Genomic DNA, 20970 nt, shown 5'->3' with positions numbered 1-20970 from the left:
TAACTTGCGGGAATGTGAAACATTGTTATCGAAGAAGTATCATCTTCTTCACACTCGTCATGTTCTCCGCTATACCTTCGTCATTCAGTGTCTCCACATTCAGACGATAATAATAGACGCCGCTCGGAAGCGAAGACGCATCGAATGGAATTTCGTACTCGCCTTCTTCCATCGCTTCGTTATTCAGTAATATTGCAACTTCCTGACCAAGAAGATTAAACACTTTCAATGTCACCAATCCGAAATTGGCAATCCGAAATCCGAAATTCGTCGTCGGGTTGAATGGATTCGGATAGTTCTGATACAATGCAAATCCTTCCGGCTCTTCCGAACGTTGTTCATCGAAAGAAGCGAGAGAAATAGGTTCAAGTCCTGGCGTAACATGGAGGTAATACACATCAATCAGTCGCTTCACTCCGGTCAGTTTCGTCTTCGAACCAAACGAAAGAGTATCCACCAACGTATCGCTGAACGCCTTATTTATCATCCTGATTGCCGAATACAAATCGTCGTACGTTTCACCGATTATTGATGCAAGCGGCAAGCACGAAAGCATCGAATCCGCCAATGTAGAAATTTGGCTTATAGGTTTTCCGTTGAACGGATTGGCAACCGTATCTTCAAACGTCAACTCTCCCAACCCGATAGGGAATTTTTCTCTCGCACTTGCGGCGACGTTTAATTCCAAAGCAAGCGCTTCAGCGAAGAGTTTGTTGTTCTGCTTATCCGGTGGCAAACTCTTTTGCTGTTTATCAATCGGTTTCTTTTTTGTTCCATCGAGTGAATCAAGACAACGCGCCGAGAGTGTATCGGAGTGAAGAACGGGAATCTTTTTGATAATCTTCACCAACGATTTCTGTACATCGGCATATTTTTTATGCAGTACCGAGTTCGCTCCTTTCGTCCCTTGCGGAATACCGACGACTAAGCCATTCGGGAACGCGCCTTGCGCAAAAACTTCCTCGCCGACGTTGTGATAGTTCGGCATCGGTAAGCCGAGTTCATTCCGCTTGTAGGAAGAAACAAGAGCCGCCTTTGCCACTCCCCAGATATATTTTGCCTTCATCAGTTTTCCCATGTAGCCAACACCTTCCACCTGAATTGTTTCGTTCGTCGCGACATTCGCGATAAGATTAAATCCCGGCTTCTTAATATTTGTGAATGTCGCGACAGTATCTAATTTTGTTTTCCCTTTTGTAATCGCACCGGAAGAAAACATACCGAAATCGAGGATGAGATTTCTTGTATTATCAGCCATAAGATTGAACTTGAAAAACACTCGGTCTGCTTTTTTCTTCAACGATGTGAATTTGCCTTTCGTATCTTTTGAAAGCGCCCAATCTTCGGAAGTGGCGGAACGATACTCATTACCATAAGCAGGGGGCGCATTAATGAAATCAACGACAACAGTATCACCGTTGGTAAGATTGACTGAGATAGTGTTATCCTCGCTTGCGGTTGGTGTGCTATTGAAAAGGTAACCAAGATGGAACCAGTCAGTACTATCAACTTCGACTGCGTAGTAAACTCCGTCGTCCAAATCCGTTGCAGTTACCGTTGTGCTGTTTCCTGAAGCAACAACAGTTCCTGTCGGTGAGCCCTGGCGGATTTCCAAATGCCAAGCTTTTGCAGAACGGTCATCGCTGGTATTGAAGTTTCCGTCTGTATCTTCAAACTTCCTCACAGTGAGTTCGTTCTGAGGCTGGACATACGAATTGACAGCGATACATTTATTGTTTTGAAGTTTTGTTTCTACGGGATACCCATTGTCATTGACAAGTAACCAGTTTCCCGGAACACTTCCGGATGAATCAGCTTCATACCCTACCAACGCGCTATTTTCAAGCCCAAGCGTTCCAACATTATCGTATTGATATTCAAAAGTTCCTGTACATCGGTTCAAAATAATTCTGAATGTTGTGTTATCGAAATAGAATAATCCCTCATTGTCATAAGCAGCGATAGAATCCCATTCTACTATAAATAAACAAGGGTCGCCTGCATATCCTTGTTGTGTAAGAATCCTACCATGAGTGAAAGAACCGTCAGTGAGAATTAAGTCATTCCAGAAAGCGGCAATGAAATTTTTCGGAATACCATTGACGCCACCTACATCAGGGCGACCATCATGATGTATTGAATTCGGGAAAGTCCAATCAGCATATAAGCCGGCTGAATTAACATCTTGCGTATCGGTAGCACTTGCTGAAAGTGCTATTCCGCCATTGACTCCAACCCACGCGTAACGAACGGTTGTACCTGCAAAGTTCATATCACCGCCAATATCAAACGGACCTGCCGTTCCATCGTCAGCCGGATGATAGGGTTGTGGTGTCCCAAGAAAGAATTGAGAAGGCGGAATAGAGGTTCCGGTAGCGCTGATGCTTTTCTTTGAACACACTGTTGCCGTATCAATTTGATAGATCTGGTTGTTTAATCCAACTACCCGATACGTTATTGGCGCGCCTTCTTCCATGAATCCATGAATATCGGTAGCCTTCAGTGAGTATCGTATTGTACTTCCGGCGGGTTGTCCGGAAATGATTCCTCTGTAACTATCTCCTCCTATATTTGTCATAGGTACATCTGTTTGTTGAATCCCGTTAACCGACCATTGTAATAATGCAGAAGCAATTCCTATATCTCCCGGATTAGAAAAATTACAATCAACAATTTCTGCTTCAACAATTCGGTCAGATGTACTGAAAGTTGTATGAAGTTCTGTAACATTAGAAATTGTAGGCGCGACATTTGACGTTACCGACATCTCATACCACCAATCGAAAACATAGTCAGTGGGTATGTCCCCGCCGCCGCGCGCTTTCCAACCGGGAACCGACGCACCACCACAAGTTGTACCCGCATGTTCATAAAATTTCCAAACACGGGAAGGCGATGGTCCGCCGATAGATGTTAACCATCTTGTTGTGAGATCATCAATATGACCTTGAGGTCCAGATACTATCATCGAAATCCAAAATGAATCGCCTGCTGTAACATTGGGGGGAAAGAATTCTTCTAAATTAACACTGTTGACTTGATTAGGTTGCATCATCACTGGGTAACCACCAAAACCCCAAAGGTCATTACCTGCCAGAGGAAATGAAGTATAGGGTGCTTGCGCTGTTGAAATCCATGGACCAGTTGCATAATCTGAAAATGCAGACACACCTTGGTCAAGATCGCTTGAGTTTGGATAGTATCCCCAATCGAAACATGGCGATGGGAAATTAATTCCCGGTCCGCTATTGGGTCCGATATTAGCCTTATGAACTCTGATATAAACAGTAGAGTCATAATTGCTAACCTGATCACCAGCCCTCCAATATATTTTATTTATTTGTCCGCTTGCCGGCGTTACAAACCATTGGGCAACGACATCTTTATGTTTGGCATTAAACTGTCCCCAAAGCGGATAATCGGCAGTATCATAACCGTACTGTCGAGTTGGGCTACATGCCATTGCGGTCTGCATCCGCTCATCGCTGATTTGTTGTATAATGTTTTCTGCCCGTTCCCCCTTCTTCAGTGGTATTGCATCGTTATCAGGCGTAACGAGAAATTTTTGTTGTGCAGAGATACTCACCACACAACAAAGCGTTAGTAAAAATGTAAGAATACTTTTCATAGTAACTCCATATATTTTTGGTTAATTAGTGAATAGTGAATTAGTGATATGTGCGACTCACTTCTTTGTGTAAATTTTTCAATACTCTCAATCTTTTGATTTATCTGTTTGAAAAAGTGAGTCGCACATTTGTTGTTTGTTTTCAAAAATCCCGGAGCGAAACAGTAACAATCTCTTCCCTAAACCAAGGAGTACTAGTTCTGTCCCGCTCCGTGTTAGAAAGTGTAACCTTGCGCCTGCCTGCTCTACGAGTTGTAAACCGCAGGCATGGAAGGTTCTCTTGTAAAAAAATTGAATCATAGATTTAGCATAACCTTCGCAAGGTTGTCAACTCATAGATGAACGGTGTTTGAAAATGTACTTGCCATTGTCTATATTCTTTCAGAAAAAATCAGTCACATCGTTATTGTCTTATACACGAGAACCAGCATGGAACGCATGATCAACATCCACATTGAAAAACTGCCTGAAGGCGTTTATCTTGCAACGTCGGACGATATTCAGGGACTTGTTGCCCAAGGTCGCACGGCAAGTGAGACGCTTGAAATTGCACGCGATGTCTGTCGAAAACTGTTGGAAGCGCAAACAGAACAGACCGAGACATGCCAGATTGCAGAATCGTTCGATTATCCCTTAATCGTCGCATCCTGACATGGGTCGGCTTGGCGGATTCACGTACCGTGAGACGGTTCACCGGTTGCGCCAATTTGGCTTCAACTTCCACAGGCAGGCAGCAGGAAGCCATGAAATCTGGTTCAACCCGGAGACCCGCCGATATACAACCATTCCCAATCATACCGGAGATATTCCTGAAGGCACCCTGCGTGCGATCCTGAAACAGGCAAACATTCGACCTGATGATTTCCTTGTAGCGTAAACTCATAGTCCCATACTTATCTTTCTTGACGCTTGATATTGGTTAACTAGTGAGTAGTTAATTGGTGATTAGTTAATTTGTGAATTACCCTTGCGAAGGTTTTCCTTTCCAAAACAGGAATCATAGATTTACAACTTTCCATTTCTATGCGGTGTAACCTTCGCAAGGTTGTGTTCATTTTGCATTGATACTTACTGTACTTTACTCACAACATTCGACCAGGGACCGTAGCCCTTGTTGTTAAAGGCGCGGACATGGTAGAAATATCGAACGCCAGGAAGTACGTCGTCATCTACAATGCTGATTTTTGTTGTCTCGCGGAGCGGCACAAACGAATCGGGTTGCGTCGCCTTCGGGTCGGCGCTTGTTCCCCGTTCCCAGAGATACATTTTCGCATCGGTGTCGGAAGCCGTAAGACGAACAATGAATCCCTGTCCGTCGGTATCGTCGCTGATGGTGAGCGTCAGCGGGCGTGTGGGCGACATCCCGGCTTCGGGCGTCTTCTTTGGTGCGATGCCATACTCAATCCACTTGTCCGGGTCATCTTTATGAATAAACTTGATGAGGTTTTCGTTCTGGTCTGCCTTCTCGTTGAGCGATGCGGAAAGTTCCCTTGCGTTTTTCTTCTTCGCAGAGAGTTGTTGCTCGGAAGTTGTCAGGTCGGAATCAGTTGTTTCAAGCGTTGCGGCATCCGCTTTCACGAGGTCTGCATTGACCGGTTGGTTCTGCCACAAATCGGCATGGTTTGACATACCGTTTGCCTGTTGTTGTAATCTGTCGAATGTTTGTTGAAGATATTTGTGCATAGTGTTTATTATTGGTTAGTGGTGAATAGTTAATTGGTTAATTGGTTGATTTGTGAATAACTCTTGTTTTTTCGTTTACTTCAATTCCGATTTTGCAGAAAATGACATTGGTTCTGTCGAAATCAGTCTTATTTCGGTCGGAAACAGTTCTGTTCTTGTCGAAAACAGTCCTGATTCTGTTGGGAACAGTCGTGGTTCTGTTGGTATCAGTCGTATTCTTGTCGGAAACAGTCGTGGTTCTGTTGGAAACTGTCGTATTCTTGTTGGAAACAGTCATGATTCTGTTGGAAACAGTCCTGTTCTTGTTGGAAACAGTCCTGTTCTTGTCGGGAACAGTCTTGGTTCTGTCGGAAACAGTTCTGTTTCCGATAAGAACTTTTGCCTGTTTGTCTGAATCATTCATGATTTTTTTGAAATTCTTTATGTCGCCAATGGGAGAAACTTTTCAGAGTAAAAAGTCAGGTCAAATTTCATAAAATTCTGTTGGGAATTCAAGAGAAAAAAGTCCCTATTTCTTGGGGTTGTATTCCTGCCCTTAATTATTTCTTCCGTAATTCCCATAACGTTTTCTCGAACACCCGTTCAGTCCATCGGTAGAACGCGCGGTCGGATTTAAAGCCTATCAACTGACCGACCTCGTACCCGAAATCATATCCATCCCTCAATGCCTGAAGAACAAATTCCTTTCGCTTGGTATCAATAAAATGCTTCACTGTCATTCCGACCGATTCGTGGAACGCGTGTTCTAATGTTGTTTCATTGACCTGAAACATCGTTGCAATTTCTTTTAATGATTTTCCTTCTTTCCAGTGTTCCTGTATCCATTCAATCGCTTGAACCACCGGTTCTGATTTTTTCACTACAGTTTCTCCTGATAAACGAACTATCCTTTTTATAGTAGTCGTTCGTGAGGGGAAAAGGTAACGGACTTGTTAGATTGTAGGTTTTAGGTCTTAGGTGGAAGGCTTGTTCGCCTTTGGATGGTAGAGGGTTTTCGCTTGGGCGCACGGGAGAGGAGCGCGAGGGAGAATGAGAGAATCGGGAAATGGAGTGGTGGAGTGATTTGGTGGGGCTGTCTCAAAAGTTAGATTTCACTGTAGGCGCAACCTTCATGGTTGCGTTTCCACATCAAAAACGCAGACATAAAGTCTGCGGCTACTCGTTATTTAGACTTTTGAGACAGCCCCTGGTTTTTCTTAGCGTGACCGTTTACGGTCATGCAATGGTGGAGTGGCTGAAATTAGAAATACGAGACGGAAAGATGGAGTCCACCTTTCTGAATAGGCGTAAACGATTGGAGAATTTATTTGAATTTAAAGGTTTACGTGGACTCCATCAGTACTGTACAACCATTTTTTTCATTTCCTTGTCTGCATAAACAATTGACGATTAACAAATAACTGATAACAGAGAACTTATTTTTCCTTTTGCATTTTGAATTTTTACTTGATACGCTCTACCGAGTCATAAACCATTCCCCCGCTGCAACAAACCCCGCCCACGAGTACGGATGGGTTGAGCGATTCTTGGAGCGGAGTTCGTTCAATCTTCGAACCATCACCTTCTGCATCAGTTCGGGATAGGTAGTTGCCGTTTGCGCGTACAGGTCTTTCATGAACTTCACCGTTTCGTTATCGGGAATTTGCCAGAGCGAACTGACGACTGTTTTCGCTCCCGCAAGTTGGAACGCGCGGCGAAGTCCATAGACGCCTTCTCCCGCTTTGATTTCTCCGAGTCCGGTTTCGCACGCAGAAAGCACCACGAGGTCGGTGCCGCGTAAATCCATCGCCGAAACTTCGAGCGCAGTGAGGATTCCGTCTTCCGCGCCGAGCGAATCTGCATCGGCGCCTCGAAGATTAGCGCCGGCAAGAAGGAGACCGGATTGGAGAAGAGGATTCTCCTTGAGAATTAGTGATTGGTTAATTGGTGAGTGGAGAGTCGTGTCGTTTCTGCAATCGGGATTGAGAAAATAGCCGTGCGTTGCAAGATGGATAACGCGATGCCCGGCGGCGTTTTGTTTGAAGTGTTCTTCGCTTGCATCCGCTCCGTAATAGACGGTGGGAATTTCCCGTTTGTATTTCTTTCCCCAATATTCTTTCACTGCGCTCACTTCCCGGCGTGTGGCGGGTAGCGACACGACATCTAAGTTGCGGAGAATGTCACACTCCGAGCGAACGTTTCTGTACGAGTACGGGTCGGAGGGAACATGACCGGAAACGTATTCTTGTTGTTCATGGGAAAGTCGGGCAATTGCAGGCGCATCGTAATCCGGGTCTCCGAATGCAAGCAAACCTTGGTTTGATTTTTCTTTTTTGTTGAGCCGAAGCAAATCACGACCGGCAGAGAGATAATGAATTGGGTGTTTCTCAATGAAGTATTTCCCATCTTCATCAATCAATCCGGCGAACGAAACGAGATTGAGCGCGCCATCGGGAGCGATGAAGAGGGTGGAGTTTTGTTTGACATGGGGAGCGATGGGTTTCCAAAGCAAATCGTACATTTGGGAACCAATCTTCTGATACTCCTCTACATGTTTGGCGGATTCATCCTTCATGGATTGAATTTTTTTCTGAAGAAGGCGATAACCTTCAACAACACGTTCTACATCTACCGCATTTCCAACTTCCGTAATTTTGGCTCTCCCTTTTTCATCCATTATCATGACGAGATAACGCGGGAGCGCCTTTTCCTCTCCCTTTGATACATCGTTGTACGTAACATACTCGATGAGCATAGCATCTTTAGGAAGTGAACTGGAAATACGCTTGGTAGTGAATTCTGTCGCGACCCTGTTGGTAAACAGGTTTGGAGAATGTTGAATTAGTTCAGATTCGATATTCCTTGATAGTTTCTCTAAGGAGTCGAGTTTGTTTGTCATTTGAGAAACGGTTTGTTCTGAGAATCCCTTCACATAGGATTGAGCAATCTGCCAGCGAACGGCTTTATACCGTGAGAACAGTTCACTGAGTTCATTTTTATTTTGAGCGCTCAGAATTTGTTGTCTGTTAAGAAGTATTTCTGAGGAAATTGCTTTGGTAGAAAGAATAATCTTTGAATAATTCATTGTAACGGAATCAATAGCAAGATGCATTTGGACATTTGTCAAATATTCATCAAAAGCGGATTTGAGAGTTGCAGCATAAGTAAAGAGGTCGTTTTCAGAAAGGATATCAGCGTTACGCTCAAACAGTTTCTCAAGTATTTTTATTGTTCGCTCTGAATAGGCAATAGCATCATCTATGCGATTCATGTCACGGCAGAAACGACTGTACGAGAGCAGACATTTTGCGGTTAATGGGTTCTGTTCGCCTACGGATGAAGAAAACATATTGAGAGATTTTTTATATGCTGAATCCGCCTTATGTTCTTCCTTTATTGTATGATAGTATTCAGCCAATTGCAGTGTGCTTCGAGCCAGATCAGGATGGTCTCCTTCATACGCTGCCTGTTGGAATGTCTGCGCCTCAACGAGCAGTGATTCCGCACGGCAAGTTTCTCCGCGCTTGAGAGCAAGACGCACTAAATGTATTTTGGTGTTTGCGATGAATAGACTATTACTTTGGTGTGAAGTGAAACTTGGAGAGAGCGCTTTTGTGTATGCAACCTCAGCTTCTTTGTCCCGGTTGAGATTGCTGTACATCGTTGCCATATTGTTGAGGCATTGAATTAAGTCCCATGCTTGATTCGGCTTGAGAGTTTGTTCCATTACCGTACTTGCTTCGATGAATGCGCGTTCTGCTTCCTGATATTTTCCATATTGCACATAATATTCTGCAATATCTTTTTGAATCCTGCCATAATTAGCATGTTTCGTTCCCCAAACATTGATACAAATATCTTTGGCTCGAATGAATAAAGCGCCAGCCTCTTTATACATCCCCCTTTGGAAGTAAATGTTTGCCAGGTTTCCCAAGGGAACAAACAAAAGGCGATGAGATTTTCCGACAGCCGCTTCACGCATTGCAATGGCGCGTTTGACAAGAATCTCCGCAGAATCAAGCTTTCCCGCTAGGAGGTGATATACACCTATTTGTTGAAGAAACTTCGATGCACTTGTATCGTTCTCTCCGTACATCTTCGTAAGTGTGTTATATCCTAAATATCCTAGCGTGATAGCAGAATCAAACATATAATGCGCGGAGTATTCTTGCGCTCGTTTGAATAATACATTGAACTCTTCCTGAGTAGTTTGAGAATATATCTGACTAAGGGAAAGCACCCAAAGAGTTAGCAAAACAACTAATCTCCGGTTGACCCCAAATATGCCAAACATCATACTTGTTACGTACAATACAACAAGTTTCCTTTTCATGATTTGTTCTCCTATAAATGTAACTATACTCAACACCTTGAATAAGAATTTCGGGTAATGTACTTTTCTTCTGTCAAAAAGTCAAGCATTTTTCGTTTTTGAATTCTTCAATCTAATCTGTACTTTCATTCCAATGATTATTCAAGTAAAATATATCGAAGCGTGACCGACGAACGCATTATCAAAGGATTTATCAGCGGCGAGAGGGATTCGTTCCGCGTGGTGGAGGAATGGATTCGGGAAATCATCTCGCGAAAACTTTGGGTGGAGAATATTTCACCGGAAGAGATATTTTCCGATGTTCAACTCAAACTCCTGCTCATCTTCCGCCAGGATTCTTTCGTTTCTTCATCAAACTTGAAAGCATTTGTTCAAACTGTTACACGAAACACATTGATAGATTGCATCAGGAGTTTCAAACGCGCCAAACTTCGTTTCAAAACATTAAATGAAGAATTCCCTGATTCGAACAATCAGGAGAAAGAATTTTTGCAACAGGAAGAATTATTGTTGTTTAACCGCATCGTCAGTCATCTCGGAACACAATGCAGGGAACTCTGGAAGTTTCTTCTGAACGAACGACTCACGTATAAACAAATCGCCGCAAGGATTGAGACAACAGAGGCAACGATTAAAATGCGCGTGTTCCGTTGCAAAGAACAAGCAATCGAACTACGGAAGAAACTCTCATGAAACGAATTCACTTTTCAAACGACTATACAATGAGAGGCAGACTGCGACAACTATGAATATTGAAGATTTGAAACACCTCATACCGCCGTACGTTGCCGGCACGCTTTCACAGGATGAAAAAAAATTGGTTGATCACGAACTGAAAACCTCTGATGAATTGCGACAAGAATTATCATTTTGGCTTCACGCCCGCGTCGCTACGGAATCTCACTTCGAATATTTGCAGGAAGGACATGTAGCGTCCGAAACCATTACCGCTTACGCTGAGGGAACAATCAAATCGGAAAGCGAACGAGAAACTGTTGAGCAACATCTCAATCAATGCACTTCTTGCAGTGATGAAGTTGCATTAGTGAGAAAAACAATTCTCCCGGTTGCATCAGAAGTTCAGAGACCAAATCAAAAAGAAGTTACCTCCTTGTTTGAACGTCTCTTCGGTCAATTGTTCAAACCGGTCATTGCTGTTCCGGTGGGAATTATTGCAGTGATATTCTTTGTCATAATTATCAACAGACAGCTGGAACAAATTGGACGAAGTGTTTCAGTGACTCTTGAGTATCAGTCTGTTCCGCGCGGGAATAATGGAAACCGGTTGCCGGAATTAAATCTTTCTCAGGATGTAACGATGGTTGAAGCAACGCTTATTGTTCCGGAACCTTCACAAGCATCATGGTATTCCGTTCAACTTGTTCCACCAAGTGGAGTAGCAATTCCGCTTATTGATACTCTGAAAAATTATTCTAACGAAGGAGGGAGCGTGCGATTGAAAATTGAAATCCCGGTGCGTAATTTTACACAATCAAATGAAAAGTACACCATCACCGTTCAAGAACTATCATCTACGCCTGAGGAACAATTTTCCGGAGAGATGTATGAAATGCAGTTTCGGGCAGTGAGAAAATAACCGATTGAGAATCGTCAATGACTCAATCGTACATCGTCAATTTTATATCATCCCGCTCTGCTTCCGCAAGAACCATTCCACTGCAAGCAAAAGAACAATCACGCCGACAAGATAATACCAGTTCCACAATTCGATTTCGGAGGATTGAACAATTTCTTTTGATGTGAATTGCTGTTGTGTTTTGATTTCATCCGCAAACCGTTGTGCAGATGCAAGCGGGAAATACTTTCCGTCTGTTCTGAACGCAAGTTGTTCGAGCAGTTGCTTGTTCATTTTCGTCTCAAGGAACTCCACGTTCATTTGTCCGACGGTGAACTTTCCTTTGTCTGTGCCGAGCGTGCGTCCGTCAGCAACCGCCGTTCCTTCAAACGTATAATCTCCTTCGCCGATACTTTCGCTCGCGCCTTCATACAAACCGTTACCAAGCGCAGTGAGAGCAAGTTCTTTTGTCTCGTTTCCTTTGTGAAGAGTTACCGTTACCTCTGCGTCATCGTTTGGGCGAAGTTGTTCGTCATACACTTGCGCGGTAAACTCCAACGGTTCGGCAGTGGTAAACATTTCTTTCGTCGGACTCACACGAACATTTTTTCCTTCATCTTTTGTTGTCAGCCATCGCACCGCATTGACAAACAACATTGGGAGAAACTCGCTCTGTTCGTTCCGTTCATCGGCAAGTAAACTCCATCGCCACACACCATAGCCGGTGATGGCAAATGATTTGAGTCGGTTGACATTCCGGGTCGCGACCAACGGTTCGGGCAGAACAATGTTTTGTATTCGCGCTGCCGCAAGCATCTCCGCTTCCGGTTTGATTTTGAACATCGTTTGTGTTTTGTAAATCGGCGGCATCTGTTGCCACGTCTCTGCGCTCACAGTTCCTTCCAAACGAACAAGCGTGTTCGTTTTCTGTCGTTCGGGAACGGTGGCAAAGATAAGCGCTTCCATCGTGCTATGATTTGTCCAACCGAACGGAAGAAGCGGTTCGAGTTGCTCTAATTTCCGGTAGTCGGTAGATTTTCCGTTGACGAACAGGAGCGGCTTCTTTGTTTGTTCGATGCTGTTTCTCAATTCCTGCAAGAGTTGAGACGAAGTTTGTGCTGAAGGAAATCCGGCAAGCACAAAACAATCGGTGCTATCAAAGAGAGAGGGCGTCACCTCTCCTTCATAAAATTCCGAAGAACTCTTTTGAATGCGCGCCTGAACGCTGAAATGTTGTTCTTCCGTCAGCGCCTGTCGGATGGCAGGAACATCGGGACTTGGCGCTCCGGCAAGGAGCAACACACGTAGTTTACTTTTCAGCACTTTCACAAAAAACGATTGCGTATTATTCTTCGTTGTCAATTCTCCGGGTAATTCCGAAACAGTGACGGAGAATTTTGACATGCCTTCTTCTTTCGGCTCGAAGTTCAGACGAACAGGATATTCCCGCGTTCCGTTTTCCAGCATGATGACTTTCCGTTCGACGACGTTCGTTCCTTCAAGCAACGAGACTTCCACATTCTCTCCGCCAAATCCGGAACTTTTAATGGTCACATCAACAGGTACTCTTGTCTCAGCATAGGCAATGCTGTTGGTGACAACTTTCTCTACCAACAAATCTTTTTGTTCGATTGTATCGCCAACGCCGATTGTATAGACCGGAATCCCTAATGCTTCCGCATCGTAAATCGGATTTTTTCCGACATTGAAATTTCCATCACTCACTAACACAACCGATTGAATATTTTCGCTGACGAGTCGCTTCTTGATTTGCGAAACAACTTCCGAAAGATTCGTCGTCTCTCCGTTGAACCTGAGCGAGTCGGGTGATTCAAGCGTCGCCTTCGGCAGAGTTGAAGAAAAGTTATACGTTCGAACATCAACAGGAGATGAGAGCGACTTGAACGGTTCGTTCTTGAGGAAACGGCGGACAGATTCACTTCCGTCATTCAGCGTCATGCTTTGTGAATTATCAACCAGCACTGCAACAATAGGCGGTTGTTCATCCCGTTGTATGAGATGGAGAATTGGCTCGAAGAACAACATCAAAATAAGAGAGAGCGTAAGAGCGCGCAGAGTTGAAAGTATGAACCGCCGTCTCGGTGGAAGCGGCGGAAGTGTGTAGCGGTAAAACAACCACGCCAGCCCGATACCGATGAGGAAGAGCAAACTCAGAAGAAGAATATTTCCCTGAAGCGAAAAAGAAAGTTCGGCAAAAATCATTATCTGAGGAGAAGCATCGTTTTGGTGGATGAAAATGTCGGTGTGGTGAGTCGAACGAAATAGACGCCGCTTGCAACCGATGTACCGTTTTCTGCGTCGCCATTCCAACGGAAGTTCATCGCGGGCGGTTGCGAAGGCGCGTTGTACAATGTTTTTACTTTTTGTCCGCTCAGCGAATAGACGGTTACATCAACCGGCTCGCACCGTTCCGTTTCAAAAGAAATTGTGGTGGAGGAGTTGAACGGATTGGGGAAATTCTGTAACAACTCCGCGTGTTTCGGTAGAGCGGAGCCGCTCCATACGCCGGTCGTTCCACAACAGAATTGCCATTTCCTGTTCAGCGCAGGCGAGGGACTTTGATAGGAATTTCCATTGCTGTCTCTTGCTTCGATAAAAAACTGAACAAGCGAGTTTGCCGAAATCGGAGGAAGCGTAACTATGTAACGACCGGACGACGGGAAGAACATTGAAGAATCAAACTGCATCGGCACGGAAGTGAATGTGCCGCCATCTATAGCATAGGAAAGAAATACAGAATCAGATTTGATGCCGAACTTACTGACGATGATGGTGGAAATCGTATTGCTTGTTCCGAAGGAAGTAATCGTCGGTTGATTGCTGAAAATCGGACCGAACGACAGCGCGGCGTTAAACGCATTGACGGAACCCCAGCCGAGAAAATTATTTGGAAACTGATGGATGTTCGAGTTGTTCGATGTGTCGGCTGTGTTTCTCAGCGCGTCACGAACCTGAATCGGCGTCAACTCGGGACGGGCAGAAAGAACCAGTGCGGCAGAGCCCGCGGCAAGCGGAGCCGCGAGTGAAGTTCCTTGTTGTGTTGTGTAGGAATTCGTTCCCGGTCTCGCGCAGTAGATAAACATCCCGGGCGCGACAACATCCGGTTTGATGCGTCCGTCGTTTGTCGGTCCGGTTGAACTGAAGTACGCGAGATACTTATCAACAGAAATCGCTCCGACGGAAAGAATACTATCCGCATCCGCAGGAGTCATCATTGTTCCCACAACTCCATCACCGTTTCCTTCGTTCCCCATCGAATTGCACACGAGAACACCAAGCCGTGCAGCGCGCAATGCTGCACGTGATGTTATCGAAGTGCGACCATTGAAATCTCCGTTATCCCATAAATACCCGCTACCACCATCGAATGTATTGTAGGCAACGGAACTGCTGACAACATCTGCACCGTTCGATTCGAGCCATTCAATTCCAGCCGCCCAGTCGTCTTCTTCAATTCGTGTTTCGGTCGGAATATATTCTGTCTTTGCAAGAAGAAATTCCGCATCGAACGCGGGACCGATGAGTTTGCCTTCTTTGAAACCGCCGAGCGTTGAGAACGTGTACGTTCCGTGTCCATCCTGATTGCTTGCGTCGCCTGTTTCGTTCGAGGTGACGCTGTCATGAAAAATAAAATCGTATTCGGCTATTACTTTTCGTTCCTGTAATGATTCATGAATCTTCCATCTAAATCCTGAATCTAACATTCCGACCCGAACATTGTTTCCCGTAACTCCCATCTGATGCAACGGAAGAACATTCACGGCATCAACTTGTGCGAGCGATGGTCCGTAATCAAACGAAGTGAGTTTGGAGAGAGAAAATGTTCGCTGTTCTTTTTCCTGCGGCAACGGTTTGCCTTTCAAAACAACCACAGGAGTAATTTCTTTTACGAACGAGAATTGATATACAGTTTCGATTTGGTTTGTTGTGAGTGTGAAACTTGCCGCATTAAACCACCGGCTTTGCTGATGCAACACGCCGCCAGCCCGTTCAATTTGTTTGATGTACGATTGGAAAACAGGAACATCCGCCGCATCAATGAGCGATTCCAATGGAAGGACTTTCGCGCGGCGTTGCAATGATTTTGGAGAGAGAATTTCCAATGCTGTTTGATAGGCTTTCACGCTCTTGCTGAGTGTTCCTGATGCGGGAATTCCGTTCCCTTTGTCAGTGAACCACACCCAATATTTCTTGGGCGATTGAGCATGAAGATGCTCGAACGGACTTGCCATCATTACGATAGTAAGACTCCATGCTGTCAAAACAGCGCGTGACATACAAATGATTAATCTGTGGAGAGAAGTTTCTCAACAATTTGAATTGCCGTAACGCCATCTGCTTCCGCGTTGAAGTTCGGAACGATGCGATGACGGAGAACGGGAATTGCAATTGCACGTACATCTTCAATATCGGGCGAGTGCCGACCTTGCAGGATTGCACGCGTCTTCGCCCCGAGAATCAAATACTGTGAAGCACGGGGACCCGCGCCCCAACTCAACCAATCTTTGATGAACTGAGGAACAGTCGGCGATGTCGTTCGTGTCTTCGCGACAAGTCCGACGGCGTATTCGATGACGTGGTCGGCAACGGGAACGCGCCTCACCAAGTCCTGATACATCACAATTTCTTTTCCGCTCAGAATATGCTTCAATGTCGGCACGTACATGCTCGTTGTTGATTTAACGATTTCCAATTCCTCCTTGTGTGAAGGATAATCGAGCCAGAGGTTGAACATGAACCGGTCGAGTTGCGCTTCGGGGAGGGGATACGTTCCTTCCTGTTCGATGGGGTTTTGTGTTGCAAGAACAAAGAACGGCTCGGAAAGGCGATACGTTTGTCCCGCCGCAGTGACGTGATGTTCCTGCATCGCTTCGAGGAGCGCGGCTTGTGTTTTCGGCGGCGTTCTGTTGATTTCATCCGCAAGAACGATATTGCCGAAAATCGGGCCCTTGATAAACTTGAACGCCTTGCTTCCGGTTGCGCGGTCATCTTCTATGATTTCCGTTCCGGTGATGTCGCTCGGCATTAAGTCGGGGGTGAATTGAATTCTGCTGAATTGTAAATCAAGCACCTGCGCAAGTGTTTTGATGAGCAACGTCTTCGCAAGACCCGGCACACCGACGAGCAGACCATGCCCGCGTGATAGCATCGCAATAAGCAAATGCTCAACAATCGTTTCCTGTCCGATGATAACTTTGCCGATTTCTTTTTTCATCGCATCGAAGTTGTTCTTCAAAGAAGCAACTGCTTCGACATCGTTTATTTGTTGTGGTTGTTCTGTCATGGTTTCCCTAAAAAATCTTTATGTTATTCTGTTCGTGTTTATACTAACTCATGCCCTTCTCCTTCTCTTAAAAAGAGAAGGAGAATGATAAGTCCCTCTTTTTTTAAGAGAGGGATTTAGGGTGTTAGAAAAATTTCATTGCCTCCAACTTTTTTTTACAATCTCGTCTCCCAATAAATTTCTTCACGCAGTTGTTTCAACCACTCGCGATAGACTTTGTTTCCTTTATAGCCGACCGCAAGTTGTTCAATGCGTTTCCAGTCGTCTGTCAAATTCATCTTGTGTTCGGGAACGCGTTTTTTCAGCCAGACAATATGATAGCCTTTCGTGTTTCCGTCGGCAACCATCAGCGGCGTGCTGATTTCTCCTTCTTTCAAATCCGAAATGGCGACAAGCATCGCATCTTCGAATTGGTCAATCGGGTATGCGCCGATGAGACCGCCGAGCAATGCCGATTCTTTATCTTCGGAATATCGTTTTGCAAGTTCAGAGAAACTTGTTCCGTTCTTCACGCTGTCTTTCAACGAGGAAAGGAAGTTGATTGTTTCGTAGATGGACGAACTGTCACGCTCCATCCTGAATAAAATATGTCGTGAATGAATCGCATCGCCGCGGCGCTCCAACAATTGAATAATGTGAACGCCAAATTTCGTTTCAACCAAATCAGCAAACTGACTATCTTTAAGAGCGAACGCGGCTTCTTCAAACTCTTTCACAAACTCCCCCCTGCGAACCCAACCCAAATCTCCTCCGTTCGCGCCGGAACCGCCATCAATGGAAAATTCTTTTGCGTACGTTGCAAAATCACCTCCTGCTTTCACCGAATCTAAAATCGCCTGTGCTTGTGTCATAACAGTTTTTCGCACTGCATCGCTGATGACGGGAATTTTGAAAATATGGTAGAGTTCAAGTTCTTCCTTCACCGGTGGGAGACTATCTTTATAGAGTGCAAAAAATTCTTCGACTTCCCGGCGTGAGCATTGCACTTCACTCGTTTTCTTTTTCGATAATTTTTCCGCGAGAATATATTTCCGCATTTCATCCCGCCACTCGCGTCGCATTCTCCCGATGGTCATGCCGTACATTTCTTCGAGACGGCGCTCACTGCCCGCTTGTTGCGAACGTTGTGCAATCATTCCTTCGAGTGAACGGTCAACTTCATCTTCGGTAACGAAGAGGGTTGTATCATCTTGCGCTTTGGCGAGAATCAATTTTTGGTCAACGAGTGCGTCGAGGGTTTTCTCCGCAAGTCCGGGTGTGTTGGGGTCGGTTTGCAGATTGAAGGCGTAAAACTCAAGTTCGGCTTTCATTTCCGAAAGGAGAATCGTTTCTTTTCCCACCAACGCGACAACACGGTCAAGAACTTCCTGCTGTGCTGTGAGAAATAGCGGGAACAACATCAGTGAACAGCAGAGCGGAAACAAGTATTTTTTAATCATGAATTTCATTTTGAATTGTATCGGTTTCCTGCACGGTCGGCAGTAGCATTTCAACAGTCGTTTGTGCGCGCAGAGTTCCAATGAGTGAATCTATTTGCAATTGTTTTTTTTCTCTCAGATACCGGGCTCGCACTTCATCCTGCACAAGTTCGTACTGAGGCGTTGAACCCTTTTTTACTGTTGATAATAATTGAATGATAACGTACCCGGAAGGTGTTCTCACGGGGAACGAAACATCGTTCACATCAAGCGTTTGTGCCACTTTCCAGAGTTCGGGAAATACCATCGAACGTTGAATGAAGTAATGATTTGAAAATGCCGTCGTGATTTCCACAGCGGCAGAGGAATCATTCATCAACATCTCAAGGGCTTTGTTCCATGAAGAACCTCGCGCAAGTTGCCCGGCAAACGCGCTTGCCCGTGCCCGTGTCGAAAATCCGATAACGTTCAGTTTCATTCCATCTTCCCGAACGACAAATTCATCTGCGTGCCGGGAAAAATATTGTTCGAATTCGCCCGCCGGAACTCCCGTCGTATCTTGAATTGCGACCTGTTCAAGAAGTTGCTGAATTGCAAGTTGCTTCCGTGCATCATGGAGTTGCCGTTGAAACGCGGAAGAATTTTCCATGCCGCGCCGAACCGCTTCCTGATACAACATCTCGGTTCGAATCCATGTCGTAACATACATCCGCAACTGATGTTCATACAGCGCCGATGTGGTATCTACATCTAAACGGGCTTCATCCAACGTCAATACGGCGTCGCCGACTCGCGCGAGAATTTGTTTTTGTTCCTGTCGCTGTTCACACCCTGCAAAAGCAACAGCTATTGCAACGATGAGAAAAAGCAGTTTCATGAATTCGGCGGTGCAGACGAAAACGCTTTGCTAAGTTGCTCTTTAAATTGTTTGACCGGATATCGCTCTTTGATTTTGTCGAGCCAGAGTTTTTCGAGCCGCTTCGATTCGTATTCCTGAAACGCGTTCGAGAGTTCCGCACCGGCTTCTTCGTATGTCTTGATTCGTTCCGATTCTTTTTTCGTCACTTTCATGATGACAAATCCGCCCATCATCAATTCAATCGGTTCGGAAATTTCACCGACCTGCATTGAGTCAGCCAACTTTGTGAAATCATCTTGCGTAACCGGCTCTAATTCGTGTGCGCCTTTTTTCGCTTTCAATTCAGGGTCGTTGTTGTGGCGCTCTGCAAGTTCCGCAAAATCCGCACCTTTCGTGAGCGAATCATACAACATGAGAGCGAGCGTATCCGATTCGATTTCAATTTCACTGTACGCTACACGGTTCGGAAACTTAAACCGTTCTTTATTCTTTGAATAATAATCTTTCAGGGCAGAATCATTCACAGAAACTTTATTCCAGACTTCCTGTTGTTCTGCTTTGAACAGGATAATACCATCCTCGTATTCTTTCATTAATGAAGCGAAATCCGGATGCGCCGCTTCCAAGCCAATTGATTTTTCATCGAGTACAAATCCTTCAACCATGTGACCAATTTTCTGGCGTAGTTCGGCGGGGCGAAGCATCGTACTCCGGAATTCCATTTTCCGGTTAAACATGCTGACGATAGTATCAACAATGACTGACTTGTTATTGATTGTGAAGAGTGATTTTGTAAACACATCTGTTGGAACCGCTTCCGACCATCCGCTATCATCAACACTCTGGTTTGAATCAAGCAACGAGGCGAACAACTGAAACACATCTTCATTAAATGAATACTTGTACTGTACTTTTAATCCCTCAACGTATTGCTGGTATTCCTCGTTGAAGCGATATTGTTGATACCGCTTTTTTAATTCTTCTTTGATTTCAGCAAACGGCGGAAGTTTCTTTGTGCTGTCACAATAAATCAAATGGAACCCGAATGGTGTTTTCACGATGCCCGAAGTTTGTCCGGCTTTCAATGTGAATGCCGCTTCATCGAACGGCTGAACCCAGCGACGGCGTTCGAACCAACCGAGGTCTCCGCCTTCCGGTGCGCTACCTGCATCTTCCGAAAGTTTCACAGCGAGGTCAGCAAACTTCCAACCGTTCTTCAAACTATCCTGCAATCCTTTAATTCTCGCGAGTGCATTTGTTGTGTCGGTGGAATCATTCGCATTGGTAAACCGCGCCATGATATGTCGTACTTTGATTTGATACTCGGATGGTTTTCTATCCAATATTTTTATGATATGATAACCGGATGAACTGCGCACGGGAGTTTGTGTTATCTGACCTTTCTTCATCGAATACGCTGCCGCCTCGAATGATGAAGCAAGTTGTCCTGAGGTGAAATAATACACATCTCCGTAGTTTTGTTTTGCTGTTTGGTCTTCCGAGTACTGCATGACGAGCGTATCGAACGACGCGCCGTCTTTCAGTTGAGCGATAATTTCTTTTGCCTTCGTGTACACTGCCAATGTTTCTTCGGGAGTTGCAGTCGGTTTCAGAGCAAGAAGAATATGCTGAGCGCGGATTTCTTCTTTGCGACGGTCGTACATGTTCTTGACGCCCTGCTCAGTCACTTCCCGCTCGACAAGATACGAAGCCGCCAAACTTGAACGGTACTCTTTCAACTCTGCCTGAATCTCCGGGTCTTTATCGTACCCGCGGTCGTAGGCATCGAGGAGTTTTAATTTGTAATTTGTTAGTAGGTCTAAAAACTTTTCTCGGTCTTCCTGCGGACTTTTCTTTGCTGCATCCCAGCCGCCGGTATTTTTTGCAAAGAAATTCTCATACTCGCCCAACCCGATTTTCTTCGCTCCAATTTCAAGAACGACCGGGTCTTCTTTCTCGCCGCATCCAATGACGAGCAATGTGCCAAGTAAGCCAATGAATATGAGATAATGTTTGAAGTTCATTCGAATAAATCCTTTCATGATTAAAATCGGGAATTTGGTTGGAAATCCTTTGAATTTGCTAAATTCGAGCGATTAGTATAACCAAAAATCGTGAAAGTACCAAAGCGAAAAATACTTCTTCCCAAAAACTGTTTATTGTGTTGGTATGCTCTTTTGACCTCGGTC

General features: G+C 44.9%; 15 protein-coding genes. 5 read left to right on the top strand and 10 right to left on the bottom strand.

Features of this window, described 5'->3' with window-relative positions:
• Positions 1-25 precede the first annotated feature (25 nt).
• On the bottom strand, positions 26-3628 hold the full coding sequence (locus tag HY960_05090) for a T9SS type A sorting domain-containing protein (protein ID MBI5215107.1): 3603 nt from the start codon (positions 3626-3628) through the stop codon (positions 26-28).
• A gap of 429 nt (positions 3629-4057) precedes the next feature.
• On the opposite strand from HY960_05090, the gene HY960_05085 reads away from it, so the two are divergent.
• A complete protein-coding gene (locus HY960_05085) occupies positions 4058-4279 on the top strand; it encodes a DUF1902 domain-containing protein (GenBank protein MBI5215106.1) in 222 nt (73 codons plus the stop codon).
• A gap of 1 nt (position 4280) precedes the next feature.
• Positions 4281-4505, top strand: a complete 225-nt coding sequence (locus HY960_05080) for a type II toxin-antitoxin system HicA family toxin (GenBank protein MBI5215105.1) — start codon at positions 4281-4283, stop codon at positions 4503-4505.
• 191 nt (positions 4506-4696) lie between these two features.
• On the opposite strand, the gene HY960_05075 is transcribed toward HY960_05080, so the two are convergent.
• Complete coding sequence (locus HY960_05075) at positions 4697-5311, bottom strand: fibronectin type III domain-containing protein (GenBank protein MBI5215104.1); 615 nt, start codon at positions 5309-5311, stop codon at positions 4697-4699.
• 52 nt (positions 5312-5363) lie between these two features.
• Between HY960_05075 and HY960_05070 the strand changes: the two genes are divergently transcribed.
• On the top strand, positions 5364-5705 hold the full coding sequence (locus HY960_05070; GenBank protein ID MBI5215103.1) for a hypothetical protein: 342 nt from the start codon (positions 5364-5366) through the stop codon (positions 5703-5705).
• Between the two features lie 145 nt (positions 5706-5850).
• Here HY960_05070 and HY960_05065 read toward each other — a convergent pair whose 3' ends face one another.
• Together HY960_05065 and HY960_05060 are read right to left on the bottom strand one after the other, a co-directional pair.
• On the bottom strand, positions 5851-6171 hold the full coding sequence (locus HY960_05065; protein MBI5215102.1) for a helix-turn-helix transcriptional regulator: 321 nt from the start codon (positions 6169-6171) through the stop codon (positions 5851-5853).
• Positions 6172-6767: 596 nt separating this feature from the next.
• A complete protein-coding gene (locus tag HY960_05060; GenBank protein ID MBI5215101.1) occupies positions 6768-9623 on the bottom strand; it encodes a CHAT domain-containing protein in 2856 nt (951 codons plus the stop codon).
• Between the two features lie 162 nt (positions 9624-9785).
• Here HY960_05060 and HY960_05055 point away from each other — a divergent pair, with 162 nt between their 5' ends.
• On the top strand, positions 9786-10316 hold the full coding sequence (locus HY960_05055; protein ID MBI5215100.1) for a sigma-70 family RNA polymerase sigma factor: 531 nt from the start codon (positions 9786-9788) through the stop codon (positions 10314-10316).
• Between the two features lie 67 nt (positions 10317-10383).
• Entirely contained in the window at positions 10384-11220 is an 837-nt protein-coding gene (locus HY960_05050) for a zf-HC2 domain-containing protein (protein MBI5215099.1), read from the top strand.
• A gap of 42 nt (positions 11221-11262) precedes the next feature.
• Here the strand turns inward: HY960_05050 and HY960_05045 are convergent, their stop codons facing one another.
• From HY960_05045 to HY960_05020, 6 genes are all read right to left on the bottom strand, one after another.
• Positions 11263-13530, bottom strand: coding sequence for a VWA domain-containing protein (locus HY960_05045; GenBank protein MBI5215098.1), 2268 nt, complete (start codon positions 13528-13530; stop codon positions 11263-11265).
• A complete protein-coding gene (locus tag HY960_05040; GenBank protein ID MBI5215097.1) occupies positions 13422-15497 on the bottom strand; it encodes a S8 family peptidase in 2076 nt (691 codons plus the stop codon). The genes HY960_05045 and HY960_05040 overlap by 109 nt, the downstream gene beginning before the upstream one ends.
• Before the next feature lie 8 nt (positions 15498-15505).
• On the bottom strand, positions 15506-16504 hold the full coding sequence (locus HY960_05035; protein ID MBI5215096.1) for a MoxR family ATPase: 999 nt from the start codon (positions 16502-16504) through the stop codon (positions 15506-15508).
• Between the two features lie 155 nt (positions 16505-16659).
• Positions 16660-17943 carry a peptidylprolyl isomerase gene (locus HY960_05030; protein ID MBI5215095.1) on the bottom strand — a complete coding sequence of 428 codons (1284 nt, stop codon included), beginning with the start codon at positions 17941-17943 and terminating at the stop codon, positions 16660-16662.
• Positions 17936-18799 (bottom strand): peptidyl-prolyl cis-trans isomerase, encoded by an 864-nt coding sequence (locus HY960_05025; protein MBI5215094.1) that lies wholly within the window; start codon positions 18797-18799, stop codon positions 17936-17938. The genes HY960_05030 and HY960_05025 overlap by 8 nt, the downstream gene beginning before the upstream one ends.
• Complete coding sequence (locus tag HY960_05020) at positions 18796-20805, bottom strand: peptidylprolyl isomerase (GenBank protein ID MBI5215093.1); 2010 nt, start codon at positions 20803-20805, stop codon at positions 18796-18798. The genes HY960_05025 and HY960_05020 overlap by 4 nt, the downstream gene beginning before the upstream one ends.
• Between the last annotated feature and the right edge of the window lie 165 nt (positions 20806-20970).

The sequence above is a fragment of the Ignavibacteriota bacterium genome, from assembly GCA_016212665.1.
Lineage (GTDB): Bacteria > Bacteroidota > Ignavibacteria > UBA10030 > SZUA-254 > FW602-bin19.
This window is presented reverse-complemented; position numbering and strand designations above follow the sequence as displayed.

Coding starts and splice junctions, on each gene's coding strand:
- HY960_05040 (MBI5215097.1), bottom strand. CDS start 15,497: ATGTCACGCGCTGTTTTGACAGCATGGAGTCTTACTATCGTAATGATG.
- HY960_05035 (MBI5215096.1), bottom strand. CDS start 16,504: ATGACAGAACAACCACAACAAATAAACGATGTCGAAGCAGTTGCTTCT.
- HY960_05085 (MBI5215106.1), top strand. CDS start 4,058: ATGGAACGCATGATCAACATCCACATTGAAAAACTGCCTGAAGGCGTT.
- HY960_05025 (MBI5215094.1), bottom strand. CDS start 18,799: ATGAAACTGCTTTTTCTCATCGTTGCAATAGCTGTTGCTTTTGCAGGG.
- HY960_05080 (MBI5215105.1), top strand. CDS start 4,281: ATGGGTCGGCTTGGCGGATTCACGTACCGTGAGACGGTTCACCGGTTG.
- HY960_05020 (MBI5215093.1), bottom strand. CDS start 20,805: ATGAACTTCAAACATTATCTCATATTCATTGGCTTACTTGGCACATTG.
- HY960_05075 (MBI5215104.1), bottom strand. CDS start 5,311: ATGCACAAATATCTTCAACAAACATTCGACAGATTACAACAACAGGCA.
- HY960_05090 (MBI5215107.1), bottom strand. CDS start 3,628: ATGAAAAGTATTCTTACATTTTTACTAACGCTTTGTTGTGTGGTGAGT.
- HY960_05060 (MBI5215101.1), bottom strand. CDS start 9,623: ATGAAAAGGAAACTTGTTGTATTGTACGTAACAAGTATGATGTTTGGC.
- HY960_05030 (MBI5215095.1), bottom strand. CDS start 17,943: ATGATTAAAAAATACTTGTTTCCGCTCTGCTGTTCACTGATGTTGTTC.